Genomic DNA, 25,001 nt, shown 5'->3' with positions numbered 1-25,001 from the left:
CCCATCCCCGTTCCACCCTTTTCCGCCAATGGATCTGACGCTACAGCCCTTTCGCGAATCGCTCGACCAGCTGCTGCACAGCCCCGACCTGCCCAGTCTGCATGCCCAGGTGCAGCGGCTGGCGCAGGCGCTCGGATTCGAGCATTTCATCTATGCCCTGCGGGTGCCGGAGCACTTCGCGCAGTCGAGCGTGCTGCTGGTGGATGGCTATCCGCAGGGATGGACCCGCCACTACATGGCCCGCGACTACCATGCACACGACCCCATCATCCGCTATTGCAGCCGCAACATCCTGCCGGTGCTGTGGCACCAGGTGCCGGGGGATGCCCCTGGCCCCGAAGCCAGGCTGGTCATGGACGAGGCCGCCGGGCACGGGCTGTGCACCGGCCTGAGCGTGCCGCTGCACACGCCCCACGGCGAGGTGGGCATATTGAGCGGCACCACCTCGCGCGTGGGCCGCAGCGCCCGTGCCGACATTGCGCAGGCCCAGGCGCACGCGCACCTCTTGGCCTCGTATGTGCACGAGGCCATGCGGCGCCTGGCGCCCATGCCGCTGCAGCGCCCGGCCCTGAGCCCGCGCGAACAGCAGGTACTGCGCTGGGCCGCCGACGGCAAGACCTCGTGGGAGATATCGTGCCTGCTGCACATCTCCGAGCGCACGGCCAATTTCCACCTCAACACCATCGCGCAGAAGCTGGGGGTGTTCAGCCGCCAGCATGCGATTGCGCGGGCCCTGCTGCTCGGCCTTCTCCAGCCGCGTCCGTTCTGATCACGTGCCTGCAGGCGCGCGCTGTTCCGGCGAGCAACAGAGGATTCTTGACAGGCGCTGACCAAATACATATCATGATATATATCAAAGGAAAATCATGGTCCAGGATACGGTCAAGGAGCTCGGATTCCTCACCCTCGGCACGCGCTTTCGGCGCATCGGTGAGTCGCTGCAGGCGCAGACCCAGGCGCTCATGGCCCGGCAGGGCATCGACCTGCCTGCGGCCCACTTTCCGCTGCTGGCGGCGCTGGACCGGCATGGCCCGCTGGGCGTGGGCGAACTGAGCGCGGCGGTCGGCGTCAGCCAGCCGGTGGTCACGCGCTCGCTGCGCGGGCTGGAGGCCAGCGGGCTGGTGGAGTCCCGTTCGCTGCAGGGGGACCGGCGCATCCGCAAGGTGCAGCTCAGCAGCGAAGGGCAGGCACTGGTCGCGCGTGCCAAGCGCGATGTCTGGCCGGTGATCGAAGCCTCCGTCGCGCAGATCTGCGCGCCCCTGCAGGGGCCTTTGCTGGAGCAGCTCGCTGCCCTGGAAGCAGGCCTCGAAAACACCTCGCTGCTGCAGCGTGCGGCGGCGTCTCTCACCCCCAGGCCGCAAGGGCCGCAAGAAAAGGCATCCCCATGAACAACAAGCCTCTTGACCGCCCTGTGTGGGCCTCGCTGCTCCACGCGCCGCAGCTCACCGAAGGCACAGGCCTCGCCCGGCGCTACCGGCGCGATGTGAACCTGTTCGCGTCCGCGCGTGATGATGACAGCGCCAGCCTCGCAGCGCTGGCCGACCTGGTGGGGGCGGGCGAATCCGTCTTCCTGGCGCAGGTGCCACCCGTCCAGGTGCCGCCGGGCCTGCAGCTCGTGCGCAGTGCCCAGGGCGTGCAGATGCTGGCCATGCAAGCCGTCGCGCCCGTGCCGGGCGAAGAGGCCGTGGTGGTGCTTGGCGATGCGGATGCGCCCGAGATGCTGGCGCTGGCGCAACTCACCGAGCCTGGCCCATTCCTGCCGCGCACGCACACCATGGGCCGCTTTGTCGGCGTGCGGATCGGGGGGCGGCTGGCCGCCATGGCCGGCGAGCGCATGCGCTTTGCGGGTGCCACGGAGGTCAGCGGGGTCTGCACGCACCCCGACTTTCGCGGCCGGGGCCTGGCGCGCCGGCTGTCGTCCGTGGTAGCGCATGCCATCCAGCAGCGTGGCGACCAGGCCTTCCTGCATGCCTGGGTCAGTAACCACGCGGCCATCGCGCTCTATGAAAGCCTGGGTTTCCAGACCCGGACGGAACTGCAGGTGGCGGTGCTGGCGCGCTAGTCTCCGGGAGCGCGGGAGCGCGGGCGGGCTTGTCGGTGCCGTGCCGGCGCTCAGCCCGTGCCCAGTGGCTCGGCCATGACGAAGCGCCGTTTCCCCGCCTCCTTGGCACGGTACATGGCGTTGTCGGCCTGCTGCAGCAGGGCCTCGCAGCTGGCCAGGTCGGTGGCGGCATGCGGGCCGTAGCTGGCACCGCCGATGCTGGCGGAGATCTGCAGCACCAGGCCCTCGATCAGGAACGGGGATGCCAGGCTTTCCACCAGCATGCCGGCCACCTTGGCCGTGCCCCGCAGGCCCGGCTGGACCAGTGCCACGGCGAATTCGTCGCCCCCCAGCCGTGCGACCAGGTCACCGCCGCGCACCCCCAGCAGCAGGCGCTGGGCCGCCTGCTGCAGCAGGGCATCGCCCACCGCGTGGCCGTGGGCGTCGTTGATGGCCTTGAAGCCATCGAGATCGACGAACAGGATGGAGACGTTGCCCCCGCTGCGGTGGGCCTGCGCCAGTTGCTGCTGCACGATCTGCCGGAACAGCGACCGGTTGGCCAGGCCGGTCAGCATGTCATGGTGGGCCTCGTGCTTCGCCGTGTCCAGCAGGTGCGCGGCCTGGCGCAGTGCATGGCCGACCTTGTCGGCCTCCGTCAGGCCCAGGGGCGGCACCACGATGGGGGCGCCCGAACCCAGCGCCAATGCCGGTCCGGTCAGGGCCTGCATGGCGTTGGCGATGCTGCCGCCGATGCGCCAGGCCAGGAGCAGGCTGGCGGTCAGCATCAGCACCAGGCCTGCCATCAGCCACGCGACCGTGCTCAGCAGCGGGGTGCTCAGGCTGCTGCTTGGAATGCCAATGGAGACCGCCCAGCCCGTGGCGGGTGAGCGGCTGAAGGCCGAGAGCACGGGGATGCCTTCCAGGGTCACGGCATCCACCGAGTCCTCGTCCACCTGGGCCAGGCGCTGCAGTAGTCGCGGGGCGCCCTTGGCCCCGACAAAGCGCCGCATCTCGTGGCTGCGCGCGACGATGGTCCCCTCGGCGTCGTAGATGGAGACGATCCAGTCCCTGGCCAGGTGCTGGTTGTTCAGCAACTGGGTCAGCCGTTCGGGCCACAGGCTGGCCCTCAGCCACTGGTCCGATGCAGCGGTCTTGCCGGCGTTCCCTGGCGCCACGGGCACCGCGATCGTGACGGTGGTCTCCTTCTCGAAACGGGTTTGCAGAAAGGCCGCTTTCGAAAAGGCGGAAGAGGCTGGGCGGGGGCCGTGCGATGGGGTCGTGGAGTGGGCGCCCGGTGGCAGGCGGGTGTCCATCAGCACGCTGCCATGGCCGTCCTCCAGCACGAGGGCCGCCACATGCAGGTGGCCCAGCGCGTCTTCGGCCTGCAGCTGGAAGGCGGGCAGGTTGCCGTCCAGCAGCGATCGGGACGTGGACAGCACCCGAAGGCCCGACTCGACACCGGCGAGGTCCTTGTCCACGGTGGCAATGATGGCGCGGGCCGTGACCACGAGCGCCCTGGCTTGCTGCTCGCGCAGGCGCTGGTAGTCGTAGACCATGACCACCACGGCCATCAGGGACACAGGCAGGCTGGCTGCCATCACCAGGAATACCAGGCGCGAGCGGATGGTCGGTGGCATGGCGCCATAGACCGAGATCAGCAGCGTTGTGAGCAGGAACAGCGCCACCAGCCCGCTGATGATGAAGCCCAGCCAACTGCCACCGATGCCGTTCGGCCCCACACCGCAGACGCTGCCGGGGGCGAAGTTGGCGGCCGCCATGCCCGTGTAGTGCATGCCAGCGATGGCGGCACCCATGACGAGGGCGCTGGCCGTCTTCTTGCGAAAGCCCGTCAGCACGGTTTCGTGGCGCAGGCGAAAGCAGATCAGCAGCGCAGCGCTCGAGGCAGCGATGGCGACGAGCACCGAGAGGCCAAACAGCCAGGGGTCGTAGGCGATGCGCGGGCGCATCTGCATCGCCTCCATGCCCAGGTAGTGCATGGCGGCGATACCCACGCCCATGAGCGTGCCCGCGCCCAGCAGGCGTTGCCAGCCCAGGTGTGGCTGGCTGACCGTGTGCAGGGCCAGTGCGGAGGACAGCACGGCGACCAGCCAGGAGGCCAGCGTGGCGCCGACCTCGTAGGCCAATGGCACCGGCAGCGAAAAGGCGAGCATGCCCACGAAATGCATGGACCAGATGCCGGTCCCCATGGCCAGTGCGCCGCACCCCAGCCACAGCAGTGCGCGGCGCGCGTTGCCGATGGCCGCTGCCACCCGCGAGGCCATGTCCAGCGCCACGAACGATGCCACCACCGCCGTCGCCACCGACAGCAGCACCAGCACCAGGTCGTAGCTACCCTGCATGGGCGCCCGGGATCCGGCCCCTGCGCGGGGCGGCTGGCATGCGCAGACTCATCGACACCTCCCCTGGGAAACGCGTGGACATCCTCTTTGGACAACCATGCTAGCGGTTCCCTGCGGCGGCTGAAAGCTTTGCTTTGCACGCCGCCGCCGCAGCAGCGGCCGGACCGGTGCCTCAGAGGCTGGGAATTTTTTGGCCGTGTCCGAAGTGCGCGCCACAACGCCTCGGATCTAGGCGCAAAGCACAGCCATAGCTCGGGCTATGGCGAGCATTTGCAACGACGATCCGGGGTGTTTTGGCGTGCAAGGCGGGCGTGGACGAAAGATTCTCAGTCTCTCAGAACCGGTAGGTCGAGGTCAGTGCGTAGGTGCGCCCCTGCCCGTAGAAGCAGTCGCCCCGCGCCAGGCACTGGGTGATGTGCACCTTGTCGGCCAGGTTGGTCACGTTGAAGGCCAGGCGCCAGTCGCCCGCGTCGTAGGCCAGCAGGGCATCGGCCAGCGTGGCCGAGGGGGTGGTGATGGCGGACGTGCCGCTCCACTGCGAGCCGGTGTAGCGCACGCCGGCGCCCACGGTCCAGCCGCCGCGGCCTTCGGAGGCAAAGCGGTGCGACAGCCAGGCTGATGCCGTGTGCTTGGGCACGCTGGCCACGGGCAGGCCCTGGTCGCCCGCGTTGCTGCGCGAGATCTTCGCATCGGTGTAGCCATAGGCCAGGGTGGCGTCCCAGTGGCTGGCCAGGCTGGCGGTGATCTCGGCCTCCAGGCCGGTGACCTTGACCTCGCCGATCTGCAGGCTGTTGAGCGGGTTGGCCGGGTCATTGGTCTTGCGGTTGGTCTCGCGCAACTGGTAGGCGGCAACAAAGGCCGAGATGCCCTGGCCTGGCGGCTGCCACTTCACGCCGGCCTCCCACTGCTTGCCGCGCGTGGGCTTGTAGGGCGTACCGTACACGTCCACGCCGCCCAGCGGCTGGAAGGACTCGGAGTAACCCACGTACGGGGCCCAGCCGCCGTCCATCTGGTAGGTGGCACCGGCGCGCTTGGTCCAGGCCTTGTCGTCCACGGCGGCTGCGGGGCGGCCTTCGGTGTCGGTCTTGGCGCTGTCGTGGCGCAGGCCCAGCGTGGCCGTCCATCGACCCCAGGTGATCTGGTCCTGGGCGTAGAAGCCGAGCTGGCGCTGCGCCACGCCCGGCTGGCGCACCAGGGCCGAGGCCGCAGGCGGCGTGAAGTTGCCGTACACCGGGTTGTAGACGTCGATGGACGGGGCCAGTGCGCGCCAGGCCGACTGGCCCGAGTGGTTGCGCTGCACATCCAGGCCTGCCAGCAGCGTGTGCTGCGTGGCGCCCGCATTGAGCTTGCCCTCGAGCTGGGTGTCGATGAGCAGCATGCGGCCGGTATTGAGGTTCCAGGAGGCATCGCGCACCACGCTGCGGTTGTCGCTGTTGAACACCGGGCGCGCGGGGCGGCCCGTGGCGGCATTCGCGGCGAAGCTGGTGTAGATGGTGCGGTAGTCCACCTCGGTCACGGTGCGGCGCAGGTTCTGGCGCACGGTCCAGGCATCGTTCAGGCGGTGGCTGAACAGGTAGCCCCAGGAGCTGTTCTCGGTGTTGAAGGCGTCCCAGCCCGGCTCGCTGATGAAGGTCGAGCGCGGGATCTGGCCATAGGGGCTGGGCAGTTGCGTGCCCTGCCAGGGGAAAAAGCCGATCAGCGATCCGCTCTTGTCCTTTTGGTACAGGCCCTGCAGCGTGAGCGAGGTGTCCGCGCTGGGGCGCCAGGTCAGTGACGGCGCCAGCACCGTGCGGTCATCGGCCACGTGGTTGACCTGGGTATCGCTGTCGCGGCCCACGGCGACCAGGCGGTACAGCCACTGGCCATTGGCATCGAGCGCGCCGGTCAGGTCGGCGGCGATCTGCTTGCGCGCATGGCTGCCCACCTGCACCTGCACTTCGCGTGCAGTCTCGGCCTGGGGGCGCTTGCTCGTGAGATTCAGCACACCGCCCACGCTGCCCTGGCCATACAGCACAGAGGTCGGGCCGCGCAAAAACTCCACGCGCTCCAGCGTGTACGGATCGGGCCGGCTGCTGTTGTAGGTGCCGTAGGTGCGCAGCAGGCCGTCCTGGTACTGGGACACATTGGCGCCGCGCGCGCTGAAGCTGTCCACGCGGCTGTCGAAGTAGTTGGAGACCGCGCCTGCCGTGTAGGCCGTGACCTGGCGCAGCGTCTGCACGCCCTGGGCCTCCATCTGGTCGCGCGTCACCACGCTGATGGCCTGCGGCGTTTCGAGCAGCGGCGTGTCGGTCTTGGTAGCGCTCAGGGCGCGCTTGGCCACGAAGCCGGAGACCGGCGCCGTGGGGTTCTCCCGCTCTGCGCCGGATTGCACGGTCACGGGGGCGAGGGTGGCTTCAGCGGCGGGGGGCGTGGCGGTCTGGGCCTGTGCACAGGCGCTGCAGACCATCAGGAACGCGGCGTGTGCAACGGCAGTGCGCGCAGGTCGCGCGGGGCAATGGGATGGCATGGTCTTCAAGGGTGGTGCAGCCTGCGGCCATGCGGCAGCGAAGGCGGGTTGGCTGGGGTGTGGCGGTGCGCGGCCGGCGCCGTGAAGGCTCCGGTGGCAGTGGCTGGCGAAGGAAAAGGGCCGGTTGCAGGTCCGGACGCCCTGGAAACCCCCACCAGGCTCGATGGCCCTGCAGCCGCCTGGGTTGGGGGTTGGCGCCCCTTCGGGCGCGGGTTGTCAGTGCTTTTCGGGTGCGGGTGGCAGCGGTGGCGAGACAGCGCCTTCGGCCTGCACGAAGCTCAGCGTGGTGACGTAGCTGGCCTCACCATACTTCTCGCCCTGGGCTTCGCCGGGCGTCTTGTCGGTGTGGTGCACTTCGGCCACGTACTGGCCCTTCCAGGGGGTCAGGAACTCCACGGTGCCGTCGTCGGCGGATTGGGCTTCGCGGCTCCAGCCGGCGGGCGAGACCAGTTGCACCTTGGCCTTGGGCAGCGGCTTGCCGTTGAACACGACCTTGAGCTGGCCCGGCTTGCCGGTGGGCACCAGGTCCAGCGCCTGGCCAGGCGCCACGGGCTGGGCCAGGCTGGCGACCCAGCGGGCCGAGGGCTGCCAGTACATGGCGGGCAGGTTGCGCTTGCTGCGGTCGATCAGCGGGTAGGTGGCAGCAGCGAACAGCGTGTCGGCGTTGCCGGTCACGGTGTAGGCAAACGCGTCCTTGGTGAGCTTGCCTTCGACCTTCTGGCTGCTGGTGCCGGCGCGCTGTTCGAGCACGGGCACGCCCTTGAACTTGTCGAGCGAGCCGGGGGAGGTCTCGCGCAGGTTGTCATTGAACTCGCCGAAGTGCAGGCGGGCCTGGCCACCGGCATTTTCAAGCCAGACCTGGTGGGCATTGGCGGCGGTGGCGGCGGCGGCCAGCAGGGCGAGGGTGGCGGCGGTGCGAAGTGCGAAGGTCATGGCGAAAGGCCTTTGGAAGTGAAAGAGAAGGTAAATGAGAACGATGGTGATTATCGTTGTACTTTACAAGTCCACTTGCGCGGACAGGGAGGCCGTGCGTGGGCGGCCCAGGTAGGTGCCGTTGAGCCAGTACTGCCGGTCGGTGAGGTTGGCCACCGACAGGCGCCAGACCACGGGCTTGCCCGACACCTTGGTGGCATAGCGCAGCCCCACATCGAGCAGCGTGTAGGCAGGCAACTGCTGGGTGTTGAGGGCGTCGCGCTGCTGCTTGCCGGTGTAGAGCACAGCGCCCGTGAGCGCCAGGCCGGGCACGGCGGCGATGTCCTGTTCGGCGTAGAGCTTGGCCTGGACTTCGGCGACGTTGGCAGGGGTCTTGCCCTGCAGGGCCGGCGTGGCGGTCTGCCGGGTCACCTGGGCGTCCAGCAGGGTGACGCCGCCCCATAGCGTGAGCCCGGGCAAAGCGCGGCCGCTGGCGGTGAACTCGACGCCCTTGTGCACCTGGCGGCCATCCTGCACGTACACCGGCGCGGCAGGGTGGGTGGTGGTGTCGGTGTACTGCAGGCCCTTGCCGATCTGGAACAGGGCCCCGGTCAGCAGCATGCGGCCCAGCTCGGCCTTGACCCCCAGTTCGGCCTGCTTGGACAGCAGGGGCGGCAGGATGGCGCCCGCGTTGACCACGGCGCGCCCTCCGGCGGTCAGCGGTGCCGTGCCGCCCTTTTCCAGGCTCTCCATGTAGTTGGCATAGAGCGTGATGTGCTCCAGCGGCTTGAACAGCACCGCCACCGAGGGCGTGGTGCGGCTGTCGCCGTAGCGCGCCGTGGTGGTGCCCGCCGCGTTGTAGCTGGTGTCCGTGATGCTCGCGTGCGTGAGGCCGACCAGGGCCGACCACTGCGCGTTGAACTCCACGTGGTCGCCCAGCACCCAGTTGCCGTAGCGCGAGCGCTGGGCGATGTACTTGGCGCCGGCGATGGCAAAGGGCGGGGCCGTGAGTGCCGTGGGCGCGGCGATGTCCACCGGGGCGGAGGTCAGCGTGGCCCAGCCGCCCGCCGAACTCAGGAACGGGGTGCGCTCGTCGTGGTCTCCGTACCAGCCCGCAGTGAGCTTGTGGCGCAGGCTGCCGGTCTGCAGCTTGCCGTCCACCAGCGCGAAGCCGCCCAGCGCCTTGACGTCGGGGTAGTCCCAGGCGCTGGCCTGCACGCGGTAGCGGCCAGGGGTTCCCGTGACGAAGAGGTTGTTGGCCGCGATGAGGTCGATGTCGCTCTTGCGCTGCGTGAGGCCGGTGCGCACGGTCAGCGCCTCGCTGGCGCGCCAGGTCATGCGCGCGCCCCATTGGGTCTGCGTGGTGTCGGTGCGCGTGAAGGGCTGGCCATAGGCGCGGTGCAGGTCGGGTGCTGCGGGAAACGCGGCCCCGGGGTCCACGTCCCAAAAGGGTTCGGTGCCCTGCATGTGGTAGGTGCTGCGCGAGGCGTCGAACTGGAGCTGCAGGCGGTCACTGAGGTTCCAGTCCAGCGCGCCGCTGACCAGCGCGCGCCGCAGGGATTGGCCATCGAGCCGCAGGTCGCCGTCCTGCGCCACCGCGTTGAGGCGGTAGGCCAGGCGGCCGTCGGCGTCCAGCGCACCGCCGAAGTCGCCGTGCACCCGCAGGTTGCCGCCTTCGGTGATGCCCGCGGTCACGCGCGCCAGCGGCTGGTAGACGGGGCGCTTGAGCACGTAGTTGATGGTGCCGCCCACATTGCCGCTGCCATAGAGAAAGCCCGACAGGCCGGTCAGCACCTCGATGCGCTCCTTGTCCTCCAGGTCCGTGTTCACATAGGTGGTGGTGCTGGGAACGCCGTCGATGCGCTTGGTGGACCCGACGCTGAAGCCGCGCATGGCGACGCTGGTGAAAAAGCGCGACTGCGGCCCCTGCAGCTGCACCACGGGGTTGTAGCGAAAGGCATCGTCGGGTTTGCTGGCCTGCAGGTTCTGCAGCAGCTCGCTGGTGGTCACGTGGACCGAGAACGGCGTGTCCAGCAGCGGAAGATCGGCCAGGGGGCCAAGCTGGTGCACCTGGGCGGGGCGGTAGCCCTGCGCAGCAACGCCATCGCGTTCGCTGGCGGTTTCCTGGATCTTGACTTCGGGCAGGGCCTGCTGGGCCTGGGCCGTGGCGGCCAGGCCGAGCAGCGCGGCCATCAAGGGTGTCAGTGTGCGGGGCATGGCAGTGTCATCTCTTGAAAAAGGCAGGCAGGCCCTTGGTGGCCGCATGCCGTGGATCACAAAGAATTGGCTGCCTGTGCAGGACACGTTGGTCTGCACCGGTGGCTGGAGAAATTCGCACGAACCACCGGGCCATCTGCGCAGCAGTCCGCAGGTCGCCCGATGGCCGCAAGGCCGGCGTCAGAAGTCGACGCTGGCGCTCAGGGTGAAGGCGCGCGGGGCACCGACCACCAGGTAACCCGAGCCGGGGTAGCCGCCCACCGAGGCCCAGTGGTTCTTGTTGGTCGCGTTGTCGATGCGCGCGCGCAGTGTGACCAGCTTGCCGCCCATCTCGGTCAGGTAGCGGGCGCCCAGGTCCAGGCGGTTCCAGCCGGCCACGCGAAGGGTGTTGGTGGCGTTGGCGTAGCTCGATCCGGTGTGCACCAGGCGGCCGTCCAGGGCCAGGCCGCGCACGCCGGGTACATCCCATTCCAGCCCCAGGTTGGCCTGCAGCTTGGGCACGCCGATCACGCGCTGGCCTTCGGTGAGGGCCGAGCCGGTGCGCTGCTGCTTGGCTTCGAGCCAGGTGGCACCGCCGAGCACGCGCAGGCCGCTCACGGCCTCGCCCTGCACGGCCAGCTCCAGGCCCTGGTGGCGGTCCTTGCCATTGGAGCCGAAGATGCCGGCGGCATCGACCACGGAGCGTGGCTTGTCGGTGGAGAACAGCGCCAGGCTGCCGCCCACGCGGCCGCCGTCGTATTTCACGCCGATTTCCTTTTGCTTGGAGACATAGGGGGCCAGCATGGTGCCCCGGTTGGCTGCGGTGGAGGGCGCGGTCTCGCCCTGGCTCAGGCCTTCGGCATAGTTGGCGTACACCGACAGGCTCTTGTCCAGCTTGTACAGGGCGCCGAGCAGGGGGCTGGTGCGGCTTTGGTCGTAGCGGTCGGTCTGCGCGCCGGTGCCATAGGCGAAGTTGGCGATGTCGAACTTCTGGTGGCGCAGGCCCAGCGTCACGAGCAGGCGCTTGTCCAGCATGGACAGCGTGTCGCCCAGCGCCACGCTGCTCAGTTTGATGCGGCCCGTGGTCAGCGGGTTGTCCATCACCCCACCGCGCAGCGCCGTGGCGCTGTAGGCCGGCGTGGCGGTGTACAACGGGTTGTAGAGGTTGGTGGCCTGGGTATTGCCGAAGTCCATGACATAGGCGTTCTTCTTGTCCAGGCTGAACGTGGACGCCGCGAGCACCCATTCGTGGCCCACGCTGCCGGTCTGCAGCTTGCCGCGCAGTCCCAGCTCGCCGGTGTTCACGTTGTCCTTGCGGTTGTTGTCGAAGCGGTAGGTCGTGCCTGCGCCCGTGGCCGCATTGGCCACCGAGAGGTTGGCCAGCGAGTTCGACTCCGTGCCGCTGCGCGCACCGGCCGCGGCCCAGGCCGTGATGCTCTGGTTGATGTCCCACTCGCCGCGCAGCGTGCCAAAGGTGTCGCGCTCGTTGGAGAAGGCCCAGGGCTGTGCGAAGTTGGAGTTGCCGTCGGGTGCCGTGGGCACGGCGGTCGCCGTGGCGCCCAGCGTGACATTGGTGCGCGTGCGGTTGAGCTTGTGGTCCTGCCAGCCGATGTCGCCCGACAGGCGCACGTCGCGGCTGCGCCAGTCCAGTCCCACGGCGGCCAGGCCGAGCTTGGCCTTCTCGTCGTCGACGGCGGTACCGCCGTTGTGCGAGGCCACGTTGACGCGGATGCCGGTGTTGCCATCGGGGCCGAAGCGCCGCGCGATGTCGGCCGCCACGTCGCTGTGGCCGCCGCTGCCCACGCCCACGCTGACCCGACTCAAAGGCTCATTGGGTGCGCGCTTGGGCAGCAGGTTGATGGCGCCGCCCAGGCCGCCGCCACCGGGGTTGGCACCGTTGAGGAAGGACGATGCGCCGCGCAGCACTTCCACGCGCTCGAACAGTTCGGTGGCGATGTACTGGCGTGGCAGCAGGCCGTACAGGCCGTTGTAAGCCGTGTCGTCCGAGCCCAGGATGAAGCCGCGGATGAAATACGACTCCTGGAAGTTGCCGAAGCCGCGTGCCACGCGCACGGTGGGGTCGTTCTGCAGCACGTCGCCCACGCTGCGGGCGTGGCGGTCCTGGATCAGTTCGTTGGTGTAGCTGATGGTGGAGAACGGCGTTTCCATCGCGTCGCGCGTACCCAGGATGCCCACGCGGCCGCCGCGCGCCACCTGGCCGCCCGCATAGGCAGGCGACAGGCCCTGCGCCGAGGCATCGGCGCTGGCGTTCACGGTGACGGTGGAGAGCGTCTTGTCGCTGCCGGCAGCGGTCTGCGCGATGGCGGCGGCCGGCAGGGCAAACGCGCACAGCAGGGCGGCGGCCAGGGCCGCGGGCGTGTGTGCCAACAGGGGAGGGCGATGGGTGTGGTGCATGGTGGTCAGGAAAAGTGGACGGTGAGGTCGATGTCAGAAAGGGGTGGCAGGGTCATCGCTGGGGTTCGAATCTGCAGGGGCCGCAGCCGCAGCGGGCCGCCAGGCGAACCAGGCCATCACGGCCACGGGCACGCCCAGCCCGACCCAGGACCACCAGTCGCCCCAGGCGTCCGAGATGAGGGCGGTGGCCAGGCCGCTGGCCGTGAGCAGCCCGAGCACGATGGGCCAGCCCCAGAAGGGTGCGAAAGGATGTGGGTGCGCTCTTGGTCATGCGGTGCGCTCCGGGTTGGCGGCCAGGGAGGCCGTGGCGCTGGCGGGCAGGCCGGTGGGAGCTGCAGGGGCGGCAGCCGAGGCCGGCGCCCGGCGGCGCAGCCACAGGTACAGGCCGCTGCCCAGCACCACGATGGTGGCGATGTCCAGCAGCGCCCAGAGGATCTTCATCGGCATGCCGCCGTAGTCGCCGAAGTGCAGCGGCTGCGACACCAGCAGCGCCGTGAGGTACCAGGGCAGCTGCGGCGCGGCCGTGATCTGGCCGCTGTGGGCATCGACCAGGATCGGCTGCAGCAGGCGCGAGGTGAGCGGCTCGGCACCGCGCACGAAGACGGTGTTGTGGTGCGGGCTGGAGAACGAGGTGCCCGGGAAGGCGATGAACGACAGCTTGGTGCCCGGCGCATGCGCGCGTGACACCTCCACCGCCTGCTGCAGCGGGCCGCGCTCTGCCATGGCGATCACGGGCTTGCCCTTGTAGGGCGCCAGCAGGGTGGACAGTTGGTCGTACTGCCAGTACTTGATCATCAGGTCGGCCCAGGTGTTGATCATGCCCGTGGCGCCCACCACCAGCGCCCAGACCAGGGTGACGATGCCCAAGAGGTTGTGCAGGTCCAGCCACTTCACGCGCGTGGAGCGGTCACGCCGCACGTCGCCGAACTGCAGCTTGCGCATGAAGGGCGCGTACAGCACCACGCCCGTGACGATGGCCACCAGCAGCAACAGGCCCATGAAACCGAGGAACAGCTTGCCCGGCAGGCCCGCGAACAGGTCCACGTGCAGGCGGAACATCAGGTTCATGAAGCCCTGGTTGGTGGGAATGTCGGACAGCACCTTGGCCGTGCGCGCATCGACCGCGACGGACTTGAAGTCCTCGGTCGGGTCGGGCGTGTGCGTGAGCGTGACGAACCAGACCTTGTCATCGTCCTCGGCCTGCGAGACGAACTGCACCATGCGCTCGGGATGCACGGCCCGGGCGGCGGCGATCACGGTATCGAGGCTGGCGCGCGGCGTGCCTTCGGGCATGGCGGGCGCCTCGACCTCGGTGCCCAGCAGATGGCCGATTTCGTGGTGGAAGATCAGCGGCAGGCCCGTGAGGCACAGCAGCAGCATGAAGACCGTGCAGATGAGGCTGGACCACTTGTGGGTCCAGGACCAGCGGCGGATGGCGGTGGGTGACAGCATGGTGCAGGGTTTCTTGGGCCGGAAAAGCTTGGAAACGTGGAAACAGGGCGATGGAAGAAGCCCCCGCAGCGGCGTGCCGAGGGGGCTTGCATGCTGATTTTACGATGCAAGTAAGAATGATTTGCTTTTGCGTTATTTTTGCGTTGTTGTTTTGATGGCAAAAAAGGCCCGGTGCGCCTTGGGCGAACCGGGCCATGCAAGGGGCCTGGGGCTGCCGCGCGCTCAGTAGCGCGCCTTGAGTGCCAGCGTCACGCGGCGTGGCTCGCCGTAGAAGTTCTGGCGCGCGATGCCCGAGACCTTCTCGTAGTAGGTCTTGTCGAACAGGTTGTCCACCGAGAGGTTCAGCGCCAACTGGTCATTGATCTGGTAGCCCACCTGGGCGCTGGCCAGCACGTAGTCGCCCGAGGTGATGCGCAGCGTGCCGCTCTGCGCGAAGAAGTCGCTGCGGTAGGAGATGCCGCCGCCGATGCTGAAGCCGCGCAATGCGGGCGAGGTGAATGCATAGCGTGTGAACAGGTTCACACTGTGGCGCGGCGTCACGGGGCTGAACACCTGGCCCTGCTGCGCCACGGGCGCGCGCAGGTAGAGCGTGTCGTTGAAGGCGTAGCCGGCCAGCACATCCCAGCCGGGCTGCACCTGCCCGCTCACTTCGGCCTCGAAGCCTTGCGAACGCACCTTGCCGCCGGCGAAGAAGGCACCGGCCAGCCTGGAGTCGGCGATGGCGCGGTCCTCGTCGATGATGCGGAAAATGGCGGCATGCGCCTGCAGGCGCTTGTCCAGGAACTCGCCCTTCACGCCCACTTCCACCTGCTTGCCGGTGCGGGGATTGAGCAGCTGTTTGTCGATGTCGAGCTGGCTTTGCACCACGAAGGTCTCGGAGTAGCCCGCATAGGCCGTGTACTGTGGGTGGAAGTCGTACAGCACTGCCACCGACGGCACGAACTGGCGCCCCGGGTCGACCGTGCTCGTGGCGGCACCCGTGGCGGTGCTGCGCGTCACCGAATCGGCCCAGCTCAGGCGCCCGCCGGCCAGAACCTTGACGGAGTCCGCCACGCTGACCTGCGCCTGGCCGTACAGCGCGTTCTCGGTGCGCGTGGTGATGGCCGTGTAGCCAGGCAGCACGAGCGCCGGGTAGGGCGCGTTGTAGTTGGGCGCGAGCAGGTTGGCCTGGGTTGGGGTGCCGTAGACGAAGTTGTTGTCGTAGCTCTTGTTCTCGCTGCGGCTGGCGCCCACCAGCAGGCGGTGACTGCGGCCTGCCACGTCGACTGGCAGGCTGGCGAACAGGTCGTAGTTGCGCGTCTTCACGTGGGTCAGGCCGTCCACCATTTCCATGGTGAAGTTGCCATTGGGGGCGAGGGCGCTGTTGGCGCGTGCGGCGCTGTAGAAGGCGGTGCGGTCCACATCGCGGGCCGACAGGCGCACCGTGCCGCCACCCGAAAGGCGGTGCTCCAGTTCGGCAAACAGGTCGGTGGTCTCCAGGTCCTGGCGGTTGGAGGCCAAGCCCGAGAAGGCGCTGCGCGGCAGCGCGGCCAGGCGGCCATCGGCATAGGTCGGCAGGCCCTGGTCGATGGAGGAGCGCACGCGCTGCTGCGCGCCGCCGATGGACAGCGTGGTGGACGGCGCGATGTCCCATTCCAGCGTGCCGTAGCCCAGGCGCTTGTTGTTGAACAGGGTGTCGACATGGCTGTCGCGGTCTTCGGCCACGGCCACGGCGCGGGCGCGCACGCTGCCGCTCGTGTTGAGCGCGCCGCCCACGTCCACCGTGCCGCGGCGCAGGCCGAAGGAGCCCACGGCCGCGTCGGCATTGATCATGAGCTTGCCGGGCGCGCGCTTGCGCACCAGGTTCACCGTGCCGCCCGGCTCGCTGCCGCCCTGCAGCAGGCCGGCGGGGCCGCGCAGCACCTCGATGCGGTCGTACATGGCGGTGTCCAGCGTGCTGTAGTTGCCCTGCGGGATGGGCACGCCATCGAGCTGCAGGGCGCCCAAGTCGAAGCCGCGCGACTGGAAGGTGTTGTAGTTGCCGGCACCGTCGAAGCGGGTCACGGTGATGCCGGTGCTGAACTTGACGGCGTCCTCCACCTTGGTGACGTTGCGGTCGTCGAGTTGCTGGCGCGTGATGACGCTGATGGACTGCGGGATCTCGCGCGGCGCCTGGTCTATCTTGCCCACGCTGACCTGGCGGGCCGTGTACTGGCCCGTGCCTTCGGTGGCCGGGGTGTCGGCGCTGTTGGTGACCTTCACTTCGGGCAGGGCCGCATCCTGTGCATGGGCGGCCGTCGTGGCCACCAGGCAGCTGCAGGCGGCCAGCAGGGCCAGGGTGGTCAAGGGAAAACGGGGTGGGGGGAGGATCGAGGGGTGCATGGTGTGGACGAAGGGAGGGAGAGAGGGAATGGGGTGGCGCCGCCTTACCAGGTGTAGCGGGCCGACAGCGTGACGTTGCGCTCTTCGCCATGGAAGCAGGCGAAGCTGCACGAGGCCAGGTAGGTCTTGTCGGTCAGGTTCTTCACGTTGAGCGCGAAGCGCCACTTGTCCACCTGGTAGCGCAGGGCGGCGTCGAACACGGTGTACGAGGGCGTGGGCAGACGGTTGAGTTCCATGGCGCCTGCGTGGCGCACGCCGGCGCCCAGGCTCACGTGGCCATGGAGCACTGCCAACAGTGCGGCGGCCAGCGGGGTCAGGGTGGTGGTGGAAAAAGGACGCATCGGACATCCTGGAGTGAAGGTCAAAGAGCGGGGTGGAGGTGGGTGCGCCATGGGGGTACAAGCCGGCTGGCGCGTCACCACCCGGCAGCCCAGGCGGCCAGGCCAGCGGCCAGCGCCACGCCCGCCAAGCGGGGCGCGTGGCGCGGCTGCCACGTCATCACCGCCGTGACGGCCACGGCCGCGACCGAGAGGGCGATGGTCCAGGCCGTCACCCCGAGCGATGCCGGCACGCCCGCGTGGGGCCGCGCGGCCAGCCACAGCGACAGGGCCAGCAGCAGCCAGCCTGCGCGGCGCAGTTGCGCCAGGCGCGGTGCAGCCGCCTCTCGCCCCAGGGCATCTTCGTGGTGGCGGTCCATGCCCAGGGCAATGGCGGACCAGGCGGCAAAGCAGAGGAAAAAGGCGGACATGGCGAATGGCTCCTTCAGGCCGGGGCGGCTGGCTGGGCATCGGGCGCGGCCATCGCTGCGGTCGCTGCGGGGCTGCGCGTGGCCTTGTTCGGCAAGGGCCGGCCCGGGCGCAGGCGCCAGGCCAGCCAACCCAGCAGCACACCGGTGGCCAGGAACGTGAGGTCCATCCCCGCCCACAGCCAGTCGCCCGCCGGCAGGCTGACCCCCAGGTGCGTGGCGGTGGTCAGCGCGTTGAGCACCGGCAGCGATGCCCAGGCGGCGCCGGCCAGGGCCAGCACCACTGACCAGCCGCGGCGGTTGGGGAACAGCACGCCCCAGAGCAGGGCCACGCCCCAGGCGCCGAAGAAGTACGACAGCTCGGTATCGGGCCGCTCCGGGGCATTGAGCGGGATCAGCCGGTTGGACGCCATGTACACGGCGCAGGCCAGAGGCAGGCCGGCCAGCGAGGCGATGTTGAGGCTGGCCACCAGGCGCTGGCCGAATGGCAGGCGCAGCGGCCCATCGGCTGCAGCGCTGCCCTTGCGCTGGTCCTGCGCGCTGCGCTTGACCGACCACAGCACCATGCCGGTGGCGATCATCAGGCTGCCCAGCAGGCCGAAGCCCACCAGCACCCAGCGCATGCCCGGGCCGGCAAAGCGCCCCAGGTGCAGGCCATAGAGCACGCCATAGGTCACGGCGGCGGGCGTGGTGGCGTCGGTCTGTTCCAGCACGGCGCCGGTGGTGCCGTGGAACAGCATGCGCTCGGGCCGGTACTGCAGGCGGTCGCCTTCGTGGCGCGTGACCTCCACCACCGGCGTGCCCTGTGCGTCGCGCCGCGCCTGGATGCCCCCGATGCGCCCGCCCTCCCAGCGCTGGCGCGCGGTTTCCAGGATGGTGGCAAGCGGCATGGCTGTGGGCAGCGGCTCCACCTTGTCGCCGGGGTTGCGGCGCACGCGGCGCTCGGGTTTTTCGCCCTGCAGGTCGGCAAAGTAGGTCTGCGACTCCACGCCCTTGGGGCCCTGGTAGGCCGCAGCGATGCCCGAGGGCATGTACAGCGTGTGGAAGATCATCAGCCCGCTGAAGGTGATCATCAGGTAGAACGGCAGCACCAGCACGCCGGTGACGTTGTGCGCATCGAGCCAGGCGCGCTGCCCGCCCTTGGTGGGGCGGAAGGTGAAGAAGTCCTTGAAGATGCGCCGGTGCGTGACCACGCCCGTGAGCAGGGCGATGAACATCAGCATGGTGGCCACGCCCACCACCCAGCGGCCCTCGATGGCCCAGCGGCCCTTCTGCGCGGTGCGCAGCTCGAAGTGGAAGCGGTAGAAGAACTCGCCGCCCATGGTCTTGCGCGCGTCCACCGTCTCGCCGGTCTGCGGGTTCATGAGCAGGGTCTCGAAGCGGCCATTGCCCGTGTCGCGCCACAGCAGCGTGATGGCGTTCTGGCGCTCGTCGGGCATGCGCATGATCCACTGGGTGACGTTGGGCACCTTCTGGTTCATCGCCGCCACGGCACGCTCGGCCACATCGCGCGTGGGCTGCGGCATGCCATGCAGCTCGGGCCGCATCCACAGGTTGATCTCGGTCTTGAAGAACGACAGCGTGCCCGTGAGGAAGATCGCGAACAGCAGCCAGCCCAGGACGAGACCGGCCCAGGTGTGCAGCCAGGACATGGCCTGGCGAAAGCCTTCGCGCGCCGGTTCGCGCGCTGCGCGCGGTGCGGGGGAGGCAGGGGTGGTGGTATCGGTCATTGCAGTGTCTCCAGCCAGCGCGGCGCCATGGCACTGGCGCCCAGCACCAGCGCGGGCAGCAGGGTGCCGCCCCAGGCGCCCCAGGCCGTGCGCGCGTAGAAGGCCCAGCCTGCGGCGCCCGCATAGACCAGCCAGGCCAGCATGGTGGCGGTGAGCACGGCTTCGACGCGCGGCAGGGCCAGGGCCAGGGCGAGGGACAGCGCGGCAGTGAAGGCCGCAGCCAGCGCGTACCCGCCCGCCGTGGCGGCCAGGGCGCGCGAGGCGATGGCCAGGCGGTAGCGCCAGGCCGGTTGGGTGGCTTTCATTGGCCGGGGCTCCCCTGGCTCAGAACGTGCCGCGCAGCGTGAACGAGGCGGTGCGCGGGTCGGACCAGTGCACGCCGTTGTAGAAGCCCACGCGGTTGTAGTAGTGCTTGTTGAGCAGGTTGTTGACGTTCACGCTGGCGGTGAGGTGGTCGTTGATGCGGTAGCTGGCCATCAGGCTGCCGATGACCACGGCACCCTGGTCGATGCGCGAAGCAATGGTGACGGGCGCTCCGGTGGCAGTGAGCGCGCCCGTGGGCCGCTGGGCGGCATTCCAGAAGCTGCTTTGCCAGTTGATGCCGCCGCCCACGGTCCAGCGCTGGCCGTCGCCGAATTTGTAGGTGGTGAACAAGCGCAGCAGGTTGCGCGGGATCACGGTGTTGGTGGCCAGGCCGAGCGCGGTGCGTGAGCGCGTGTGGCTGTAGCCGGCCGACAGGTTCCACTGGCGCGTGATCTGGCCCGAGGCCTCGAATTCCAGGCCATCGACCTTGTTGCCCTTGCCCGCGGCACGGTAGGCCTGCACGCCGCCGGGCAGCGAGTTGGGGGCCACCGAGTCGTCGATCTCGGCCACGTTGTCCTTGGTGCTCTTGAAGATGGCGGCCGAGACGTTCATGCGCTTGTCGAACAACTCGCCCTTGATGCCGGCCTCGATGCTCTTGCCCACCACGGGATCAAGGATGGTGTTGTTCTTGTCGCGGAAGTTCTGCGGCTGGAAGATGTCGGTGTAGGCGCCGTAGGCGGTCCACTCGGGCGTCAGGTCGTACAGCACGCCGGCATAGGGCGTGTAGATGCCGTCGTTGCGGTAGCCCGAGGTGGAGCTGAGCGCGCCGGTGGCGGCGTAGTTGTGGGTGCGGGTCTCGTACTCGCCGTAGCGCAGGCCCAGGATCACCTTGAGCGGGTCGGTGATGTGCAGGCGCGTGGCGGCGTAGCCGGCCTTCTGCTCGATGGTGCCGATGCTGGTTGGCACGGGCTCGATGGTGGTCGGGAAGATCGGCACGTTGCCGGTCCAGGTGCGCCAGTCGGGGATCTGGCTGTAGCTGGCCGGCATGCTGCCCAGGGTGACGCGCAGGCTGTCCGTGGTGCGCTTGTTCTGGCCCCAGCCGAAGACGACGTCGTGGCGGCGGCCGAAGGCGTCGAACTTGCCTTCCATGTTGAGGTCGACCACGTTCATGGTCTCGTCGGAGGGAAAGCGGCCGTAGGCCACGGTGATGCCGCTGCCGTCAGGCCGCGGGTTGTTGCCGTAGCCGAAGTACAGGTGCCCGTCCTGCACGCGCGCACTGTGTGTGAGCGCCGCGCGCAGGCGCCAGTCGGCGTTGAAGCGGTGGTCCAGCGTCGCCGTGGTCTTCTTCTCGATGATGTTCCACGAGGCCCAGGGGGTGGACAGGTTCAGGTCGTAAGGCAGGTTGGCCACGGAGCCATCGGCGTTCCAGTACAGCACGGTGCCCCAGGTGGCGCCGCGCGGGTCGGACTTCTGGCGCTCGTAGCCCAGGGACACGGTGGTGTCGGGGCCCACATCGGCCTCGACGATGCCGTACAGGGCATCAAGCTTCTGTTCGTAGAACGGCCGGAACGAGTCGGACTGCTGCTGCGCAGCGACGAAGCGCCCACGGATCTTGCCGTCGAAGGCCAGCGGCCCGCTCAGGTCGACCTCGCCGCGGCGCAGGCCGTAGGTGCCCACGCGCACGGCAGCGCTGCCCTGGAACTGCGGGGTCGGGCGCTTGCGCACCTGGTTGATGGTGGCCGAGGGGTCGCCCGCACCCACGGTCAGGCCGGAGGCACCGCGCAGCACCTCGATGCGGTCGTAGACCACATTGTCGCCATTGGTCTTGAGCGAGCCACCGAAGGTGTTCAGCATGCCATCGACCTGGAAGTTGGTGATGTTGTAGCCGCGTGCGCTGTAGCCGATGCGCTCGCTGTCGGTGTAGCTCACGTAGACGCCGGTAGTTGCCTGCAGGGTCTCCGACAGGGTCTGCAGGCCCTGTTCCTCCATGCGCTCGCGCGTGATGACGGACAGGGACTGCGGCGTTTCGCGCGGCGTCAGGCCCAGCCGGGTGGCGCTGGAAAGCGGCGCCCGGGTGGTGTAGGAGCCGGTGCCTTCGGTGGTGGCGTCGTGGCCGTCGGTGACCACCACTTCCTTGAGCACGGTGGGGGCGGGGGCCGCAGGGGTCTGCGCATGGGCCATGCCCGTGCAGGCCGTGAGGATGGCGGCGGCAAGGGGCGTCAGATGGTGTCGGCGGCGGTGCATGTCGGGTTTCCCTGGTGTCGTTGGTCGGCCGTTGCTGCTGCACAGGACCCGGCCATGTCCGCGGTGCAGGCAGGGAGGGGCTGGAGGGCGGCGCCATGACGAGGGACGCGCAGCCAACGGAGAAGGGCCGCGCGCAGGCGCAGCGCGGGGCGCGCGGCGGCGTCCCGAAGGTCAAGTTGGCTGGCAGGGAAAGGGATGGACGCGCACGCGCTGGCGGAGCAGGCGTGCGACCCGGAGGCTGCTGGCTAAGCCTCTGATCTTACTTTTGATTGAGAACGTTTCTCATTCCTGTTGTTCAAATGTGTGCGTTTGCAACAACAGTGCGGGGTCGATCCTGGGGTGATGGCGGCCCGGCGGGAATGAAAAACGGGCCCGAAGGCCCGCTGGAAAAGTGTGGGGTGGTTCTTTTTAGCGCTGCTGGTCAGTCTTCTTCTTGGGGTCGAGTCTGCTTCTTCTTGTCTTCGCGGGGCGACTCGTGAAGGGGGGAACTCAGTCTTCTTCGCTCATCTGGGACTGCAGGTAGTTCTGCAGGCCAACCTTGGCGATCAGCTCGATCTGGGTTTCCAGGAAGTCGATGTGCTCTTCGGTGTCGTCGAGGATCTTTTGCAGGATGTCGCGCGAGACGTAGTCGCGCACGGTCTCGCAGTGGGCGATGCCTTCCTTGATGGTGGCCTGGGCGCCTTTTTCGGAGCTCAGGTCGCAGGCCAGGATCTCCGGCACGTCTTCACCGACCTGCAGCTTGGCCAGGTCCTGCAGGTTGGGCAGGCCATCGAGCATGAAGATGCGGTCCATGAGCACGTCGGCGTGCTTCATCTCGCCGATGGACTCCGAGTACTCCTTCTTGGCGAGCTTGTCGAAGCCCCAGTGCTTGAGCATGCGGTAGTGCAGGAAGTACTGGTTGATGGCAGTGAGCTCGTTCTTGAGCTGGGCCTGCAGATGGCCGATAACCTGTGCGTCGCCTTGCATGGGAGACTCCTTGTTATGTTGTTTCGCCGCTGATTGTCGTAAGGCACAGGGCGGCTTGCAAGGCAAGCCCCCGTACTCGCGCATTGGCTGCGTGTGATGCTGAGTTGTGTTCGCGTTTGTTGCGCCCCGCCAGGCCTGCCCGCGTTTTTTCGCCGTCGTTTCACAGAACGCAACCATGATCATGCATGGCCCAGGCGCGCCCGAAACAGCCGCTTTCAACCCGCAACAGACGCAAGGCCGGGTTTCTTTGTATAGTCACAGGCAATTGATTCAATCAAATCAATTAATTGGATTGATGGCCTCCAAGGGCCTAAACTTCATTCCGTAGTCAGTTCAACCCACCCTTAAGGAAACAGCAATGTCCCTGATCAACACGCAAGTTCAACCCTTCAAGACCACCGCTTTCGTCAACCGCAATGGCAAGGGCGAGTTCGTCGACCTGACCGAAGCCGATCTCAAGGGCAAGTGGTCCGTGCTGATCTTCATGCCTGCAGCGTTCACCTTCAACTGCCCCACCGAAATCGAAGACGCTGCCGACAACTACCCCGAGTTCCAGAAGGCCGGTACCGAGGTCTACATCGTCACCACCGACACGCATTTCTCGCACAAGGTCTGGCACGAAACCTCGCCCGCCGTGGGCAAGGCCAAGTTCCCGCTGGTTGGCGACCCAACTCACCAGCTGACCAACGCTTTCGGCGTACACATCGCTGAAGAAGGCCTGGCACTGCGCGGCACCTTCGTGATCAACCCTGACGGCATCATCAAGACGGCCGAAGTGCATTCCAACGAAATCGCCCGCGACGTCAAGGAAACCGTGCGCAAGCTCAAGGCCGCCCAGTACACCGCCGCCCACCCCGGTGAAGTGTGCCCCGCCAAGTGGAACGACGGCGCCAAGACCCTGGCTCCTTCGCTGGACCTGGTCGGCAAGATCTGATCGGCTGATTGCATCGGCAGAGCGGTCTTAGGGCCGCTCCCCAGCCGGACAGCGTCATGGCGTGCGTGCGCCATGCCGTCCGGCTTTTTTTCGCCCATTTTTTACGCTCTGTTGCGGACCCGGGCTTGCCACAAGCGGCCCTGGCCCCCACCCTACAAGCCAGAACTCGAAAGGACACCACCATGCTCGACGACCAACTCAAGACCCAGCTTGCCGCCTACCTGGAGCGCGTGACGCAGCCGTTCGAACTGGTGGCCTCCCTGGACGACAGCCCCACCTCGCGCGAGATGCTGGAGCTGTTGACCACCATCCAGTCCCTGCGCGGCGACAAGATCAGCCTGCGCACCGATGGCCAGGACGCACGCAAGCCCTCGTTCAGCCTGCAGCGCGTGGGCAGCACGAATTCGCTGCGCTTTGCCGGCCTGCCCCTGGGCCATGAGTTCACCTCGCTGGTGCTGGCCCTGCTGTGGACAGGCGGCCACCCGCCCAAGGTCGAACCCGAGGTGATCGAGCAGATCGCCGCGCTCGACGGCGATTTCGAGTTCGACGTCTACATGAGCCTGACCTGCCACAACTGCCCGGATGTGGTGCAGGCGCTGTCGCTCATGTCCATCTTCAACCCCAAGATTAAGACCACGGTGGTCGAGGGCGGTGCCTTCCAGCAGGAAGTGGCCGACCGCGAGATCATGGCCGTGCCCATGGTGTTCATGAATGGCAAGGTCTTCGCTTCGGGCCGCATGTCGGTCGAGGAGATCATCGCCAAGCTCGATACCGGCGCCGCTGCCCGTGACGCCGCCAAGCTGTCGGCCAAGGCGCCGTACGACGTGCTCATCGTCGGTGGCGGCCCTGCCGGCGCCGCAGCCGCGGTGTACGCCGCCCGCAAGGGCATCCGCACCGGCGTGGCGGCCGAGCGCTTTGGCGGCCAGGTCAACGACACGCTGGCCATCGAGAACTACATCTCGGTGCTCGAGACCGACGGTCCCAAGTTCGCCGCCGCGCTGGAAGCCCACACCCGCGCCTACGATGTGGACATCATGAACCTGCAGCGCGCCGACAAGCTGATCCCGGCCAGCGAGCCCGGCGGCCTGATCGGCGTGCAACTGGCCAATGGCGCCACGCTGCATTCCAAGACGGTGATCCTGTCCACCGGCGCGCGCTGGCGCAACGTCAACGTGCCCGGCGAAGCCGAGTACAAGAACAAGGGCGTGGCCTACTGCCCGCACTGCGACGGCCCGCTGTTCAAGGGCAAGCGCACGGCGGTGATCGGCGGCGGCAACTCGGGTGTCGAGGCCGCCATCGACTTGGCCGGCCTGGTGGCTCATGTCACGCTGGTCGAGTTTGCCGACCAGCTCAAGGCCGATGCCGTGCTGGTGAACAAGCTCAAGAGCCTGCCCAACGTGAGCATTCACACCAACGCGCAGACCACCGAGATCACCGGCGCCGATGGCAAGGTCAACGGCCTGAAGTACAAGGACCGCGCCACGGGCGAAGAGCACCTGGTGGCCCTCGAAGGCGTGTTCGTGCAGATCGGCCTGGTGCCCAACACCGAATGGCTCAAGGGCACGGTGGAGCTGTCCAGGTTCGGCGAGGTCATCGTCGACTCGCATGGCCGCACCAACCTGCCTGGCGTATTCGCCGCCGGCGACTGCACCACGGTGCCGTTCAAGCAGATCGTGATCGCTGCAGGCGATGGCTCCAAGGCTGCCCTGGCCGCCTTCGACCACCTGATCCGCATGCCGGTGCTGGCCAAGGCCACGGCCGAAGCCGTGCCCGAGGCGGTGGCTGCATGAACCTGCGTACCTTTCAATGAATCAACGGGAGCCCTCGGTCTCCCGT

The 25,001-nt window shown here is 68.1% G+C and carries 19 protein-coding genes and 1 pseudogene; 5 read left to right on the top strand and 15 right to left on the bottom strand.

What is annotated here, in order from left to right; all coding sequences use genetic code 11:
* Positions 1-28 precede the first annotated feature (28 nt).
* The 3 genes from AC0IZS_RS00565 (at position 29) to AC0IZS_RS00555 (ending at position 2,062) form a co-directional block, all read left to right on the top strand.
* Entirely contained in the window at positions 29-769 is a 741-nt protein-coding gene (locus AC0IZS_RS00565; protein ID WP_471633868.1) for a LuxR family transcriptional regulator, read from the top strand.
* 97 nt (positions 770-866) lie between these two features.
* Positions 867-1,388, top strand: coding sequence for a MarR family winged helix-turn-helix transcriptional regulator (locus tag AC0IZS_RS00560; protein WP_471633867.1), 522 nt, complete (start codon positions 867-869; stop codon positions 1,386-1,388).
* A complete protein-coding gene (locus AC0IZS_RS00555) occupies positions 1,385-2,062 on the top strand; it encodes a GNAT family N-acetyltransferase (protein ID WP_471633866.1) in 678 nt (225 codons plus the stop codon). The genes AC0IZS_RS00560 and AC0IZS_RS00555 overlap by 4 nt, the downstream gene beginning before the upstream one ends.
* Positions 2,063-2,112: 50 nt before the next feature.
* Here AC0IZS_RS00555 and AC0IZS_RS00550 read toward each other — a convergent pair whose 3' ends face one another.
* From AC0IZS_RS00550 to bfr, 15 genes and pseudogenes are all read right to left on the bottom strand, one after another.
* The gene (locus AC0IZS_RS00550) at positions 2,113-3,678 is read right to left on the bottom strand and encodes a diguanylate cyclase domain-containing protein (RefSeq protein ID WP_471639448.1); all 1,566 of its coding nucleotides are present in this window, start codon (positions 3,676-3,678) and stop codon (positions 2,113-2,115) included.
* A gap of 36 nt (positions 3,679-3,714) precedes the next feature.
* Positions 3,715-4,404 (bottom strand): annotated as a pseudogene (locus AC0IZS_RS00545) (MHYT domain-containing protein); the annotation flags it as partial.
* A 331-nt stretch (positions 4,405-4,735) separates the two neighbouring features.
* On the bottom strand, positions 4,736-6,907 hold the full coding sequence (locus AC0IZS_RS00540; RefSeq protein WP_471633865.1) for a TonB-dependent siderophore receptor: 2,172 nt from the start codon (positions 6,905-6,907) through the stop codon (positions 4,736-4,738).
* Positions 6,908-7,123: 216 nt separating this feature from the next.
* The gene (locus AC0IZS_RS00535; protein WP_471633864.1) at positions 7,124-7,840 is read right to left on the bottom strand and encodes a TonB-dependent receptor; all 717 of its coding nucleotides are present in this window, start codon (positions 7,838-7,840) and stop codon (positions 7,124-7,126) included.
* A gap of 63 nt (positions 7,841-7,903) precedes the next feature.
* Positions 7,904-10,036 (bottom strand): TonB-dependent receptor, encoded by a 2,133-nt coding sequence (locus AC0IZS_RS00530; RefSeq protein ID WP_471633863.1) that lies wholly within the window; start codon positions 10,034-10,036, stop codon positions 7,904-7,906.
* Between the two features lie 180 nt (positions 10,037-10,216).
* Positions 10,217-12,430 carry a TonB-dependent receptor gene (locus AC0IZS_RS00525; protein ID WP_471633862.1) on the bottom strand — a complete coding sequence of 738 codons (2,214 nt, stop codon included), beginning with the start codon at positions 12,428-12,430 and terminating at the stop codon, positions 10,217-10,219.
* A gap of 33 nt (positions 12,431-12,463) precedes the next feature.
* Positions 12,464-12,649: a hypothetical protein gene (locus AC0IZS_RS00520; protein ID WP_471633861.1), complete on the bottom strand. Its 186-nt coding sequence runs from the start codon at positions 12,647-12,649 to the stop codon at positions 12,464-12,466.
* A gap of 48 nt (positions 12,650-12,697) precedes the next feature.
* Positions 12,698-13,882: a PepSY-associated TM helix domain-containing protein gene (locus AC0IZS_RS00515; protein ID WP_471633860.1), complete on the bottom strand. Its 1,185-nt coding sequence runs from the start codon at positions 13,880-13,882 to the stop codon at positions 12,698-12,700.
* A gap of 222 nt (positions 13,883-14,104) precedes the next feature.
* Entirely contained in the window at positions 14,105-16,207 is a 2,103-nt protein-coding gene (locus tag AC0IZS_RS00510; RefSeq protein WP_471633859.1) for a TonB-dependent siderophore receptor, read from the bottom strand.
* Positions 16,208-16,287: 80 nt separating this feature from the next.
* Positions 16,288-16,584: a hypothetical protein gene (locus AC0IZS_RS00505; protein WP_471633858.1), complete on the bottom strand. Its 297-nt coding sequence runs from the start codon at positions 16,582-16,584 to the stop codon at positions 16,288-16,290.
* 74 nt (positions 16,585-16,658) lie between these two features.
* Complete coding sequence (locus AC0IZS_RS00500) at positions 16,659-16,991, bottom strand: DUF3325 domain-containing protein (RefSeq protein WP_471633857.1); 333 nt, start codon at positions 16,989-16,991, stop codon at positions 16,659-16,661.
* 14 nt (positions 16,992-17,005) lie between these two features.
* The gene (locus AC0IZS_RS00495) at positions 17,006-18,718 is read right to left on the bottom strand and encodes a PepSY-associated TM helix domain-containing protein (RefSeq protein ID WP_471633856.1); all 1,713 of its coding nucleotides are present in this window, start codon (positions 18,716-18,718) and stop codon (positions 17,006-17,008) included.
* Positions 18,715-19,023, bottom strand: coding sequence for a DUF3649 domain-containing protein (locus AC0IZS_RS00490; RefSeq protein WP_471633855.1), 309 nt, complete (start codon positions 19,021-19,023; stop codon positions 18,715-18,717). Before AC0IZS_RS00490 ends, AC0IZS_RS00495 begins: the two co-directional genes overlap by 4 nt.
* 19 nt (positions 19,024-19,042) lie before the next feature.
* Positions 19,043-21,265 carry a TonB-dependent siderophore receptor gene (locus tag AC0IZS_RS00485; RefSeq protein ID WP_471633854.1) on the bottom strand — a complete coding sequence of 741 codons (2,223 nt, stop codon included), beginning with the start codon at positions 21,263-21,265 and terminating at the stop codon, positions 19,043-19,045.
* Between the two features lie 489 nt (positions 21,266-21,754).
* Complete coding sequence (gene bfr, locus AC0IZS_RS00480; protein ID WP_471633853.1) at positions 21,755-22,231, bottom strand: bacterioferritin; 477 nt, start codon at positions 22,229-22,231, stop codon at positions 21,755-21,757.
* Between the two features lie 358 nt (positions 22,232-22,589).
* Between bfr and ahpC the strand changes: the two genes are divergently transcribed.
* Together ahpC and ahpF are read left to right on the top strand one after the other, a co-directional pair.
* Complete coding sequence (gene ahpC, locus AC0IZS_RS00475; RefSeq protein ID WP_471633852.1) at positions 22,590-23,165, top strand: alkyl hydroperoxide reductase subunit C; 576 nt, start codon at positions 22,590-22,592, stop codon at positions 23,163-23,165.
* A gap of 182 nt (positions 23,166-23,347) precedes the next feature.
* Positions 23,348-24,955 (top strand): alkyl hydroperoxide reductase subunit F, encoded by a 1,608-nt coding sequence (gene ahpF / locus AC0IZS_RS00470; protein ID WP_471633851.1) that lies wholly within the window; start codon positions 23,348-23,350, stop codon positions 24,953-24,955.
* Positions 24,956-25,001 lie beyond the last annotated feature (46 nt).

This window comes from Acidovorax sp. AC410 (genome assembly GCF_979253235.1).
This window is presented reverse-complemented; position numbering and strand designations above follow the sequence as displayed.

What these genes read in the sequence shown, in the direction of transcription:
- AC0IZS_RS00525 (WP_471633862.1), bottom strand. Translation starts at nt 12,430, where the DNA reads ATGCACCACACCCATCGCCCTCCCCTGTTGGCACACACGCCCGCGGCC.
- AC0IZS_RS00555 (WP_471633866.1), top strand. Translation starts at nt 1,385, where the DNA reads ATGAACAACAAGCCTCTTGACCGCCCTGTGTGGGCCTCGCTGCTCCAC.
- AC0IZS_RS00485 (WP_471633854.1), bottom strand. Translation starts at nt 21,265, where the DNA reads ATGCACCGCCGCCGACACCATCTGACGCCCCTTGCCGCCGCCATCCTC.
- AC0IZS_RS00490 (WP_471633855.1), bottom strand. Translation starts at nt 19,023, where the DNA reads ATGAAAGCCACCCAACCGGCCTGGCGCTACCGCCTGGCCATCGCCTCG.
- ahpC (WP_471633852.1), top strand. Translation starts at nt 22,590, where the DNA reads ATGTCCCTGATCAACACGCAAGTTCAACCCTTCAAGACCACCGCTTTC.
- AC0IZS_RS00515 (WP_471633860.1), bottom strand. Translation starts at nt 13,882, where the DNA reads ATGCTGTCACCCACCGCCATCCGCCGCTGGTCCTGGACCCACAAGTGG.
- AC0IZS_RS00500 (WP_471633857.1), bottom strand. Translation starts at nt 16,991, where the DNA reads ATGTCCGCCTTTTTCCTCTGCTTTGCCGCCTGGTCCGCCATTGCCCTG.
- AC0IZS_RS00565 (WP_471633868.1), top strand. Translation starts at nt 29, where the DNA reads ATGGATCTGACGCTACAGCCCTTTCGCGAATCGCTCGACCAGCTGCTG.
- AC0IZS_RS00505 (WP_471633858.1), bottom strand. Translation starts at nt 16,584, where the DNA reads ATGCGTCCTTTTTCCACCACCACCCTGACCCCGCTGGCCGCCGCACTG.
- bfr (WP_471633853.1), bottom strand. Translation starts at nt 22,231, where the DNA reads ATGCAAGGCGACGCACAGGTTATCGGCCATCTGCAGGCCCAGCTCAAG.
- AC0IZS_RS00530 (WP_471633863.1), bottom strand. Translation starts at nt 10,036, where the DNA reads ATGCCCCGCACACTGACACCCTTGATGGCCGCGCTGCTCGGCCTGGCC.
- AC0IZS_RS00540 (WP_471633865.1), bottom strand. Translation starts at nt 6,907, where the DNA reads ATGCCATCCCATTGCCCCGCGCGACCTGCGCGCACTGCCGTTGCACAC.
- AC0IZS_RS00495 (WP_471633856.1), bottom strand. Translation starts at nt 18,718, where the DNA reads ATGACCGATACCACCACCCCTGCCTCCCCCGCACCGCGCGCAGCGCGC.
- AC0IZS_RS00560 (WP_471633867.1), top strand. Translation starts at nt 867, where the DNA reads ATGGTCCAGGATACGGTCAAGGAGCTCGGATTCCTCACCCTCGGCACG.
- AC0IZS_RS00535 (WP_471633864.1), bottom strand. Translation starts at nt 7,840, where the DNA reads ATGACCTTCGCACTTCGCACCGCCGCCACCCTCGCCCTGCTGGCCGCC.
- AC0IZS_RS00550 (WP_471639448.1), bottom strand. Translation starts at nt 3,678, where the DNA reads ATGCCACCGACCATCCGCTCGCGCCTGGTATTCCTGGTGATGGCAGCC.
- ahpF (WP_471633851.1), top strand. Translation starts at nt 23,348, where the DNA reads ATGCTCGACGACCAACTCAAGACCCAGCTTGCCGCCTACCTGGAGCGC.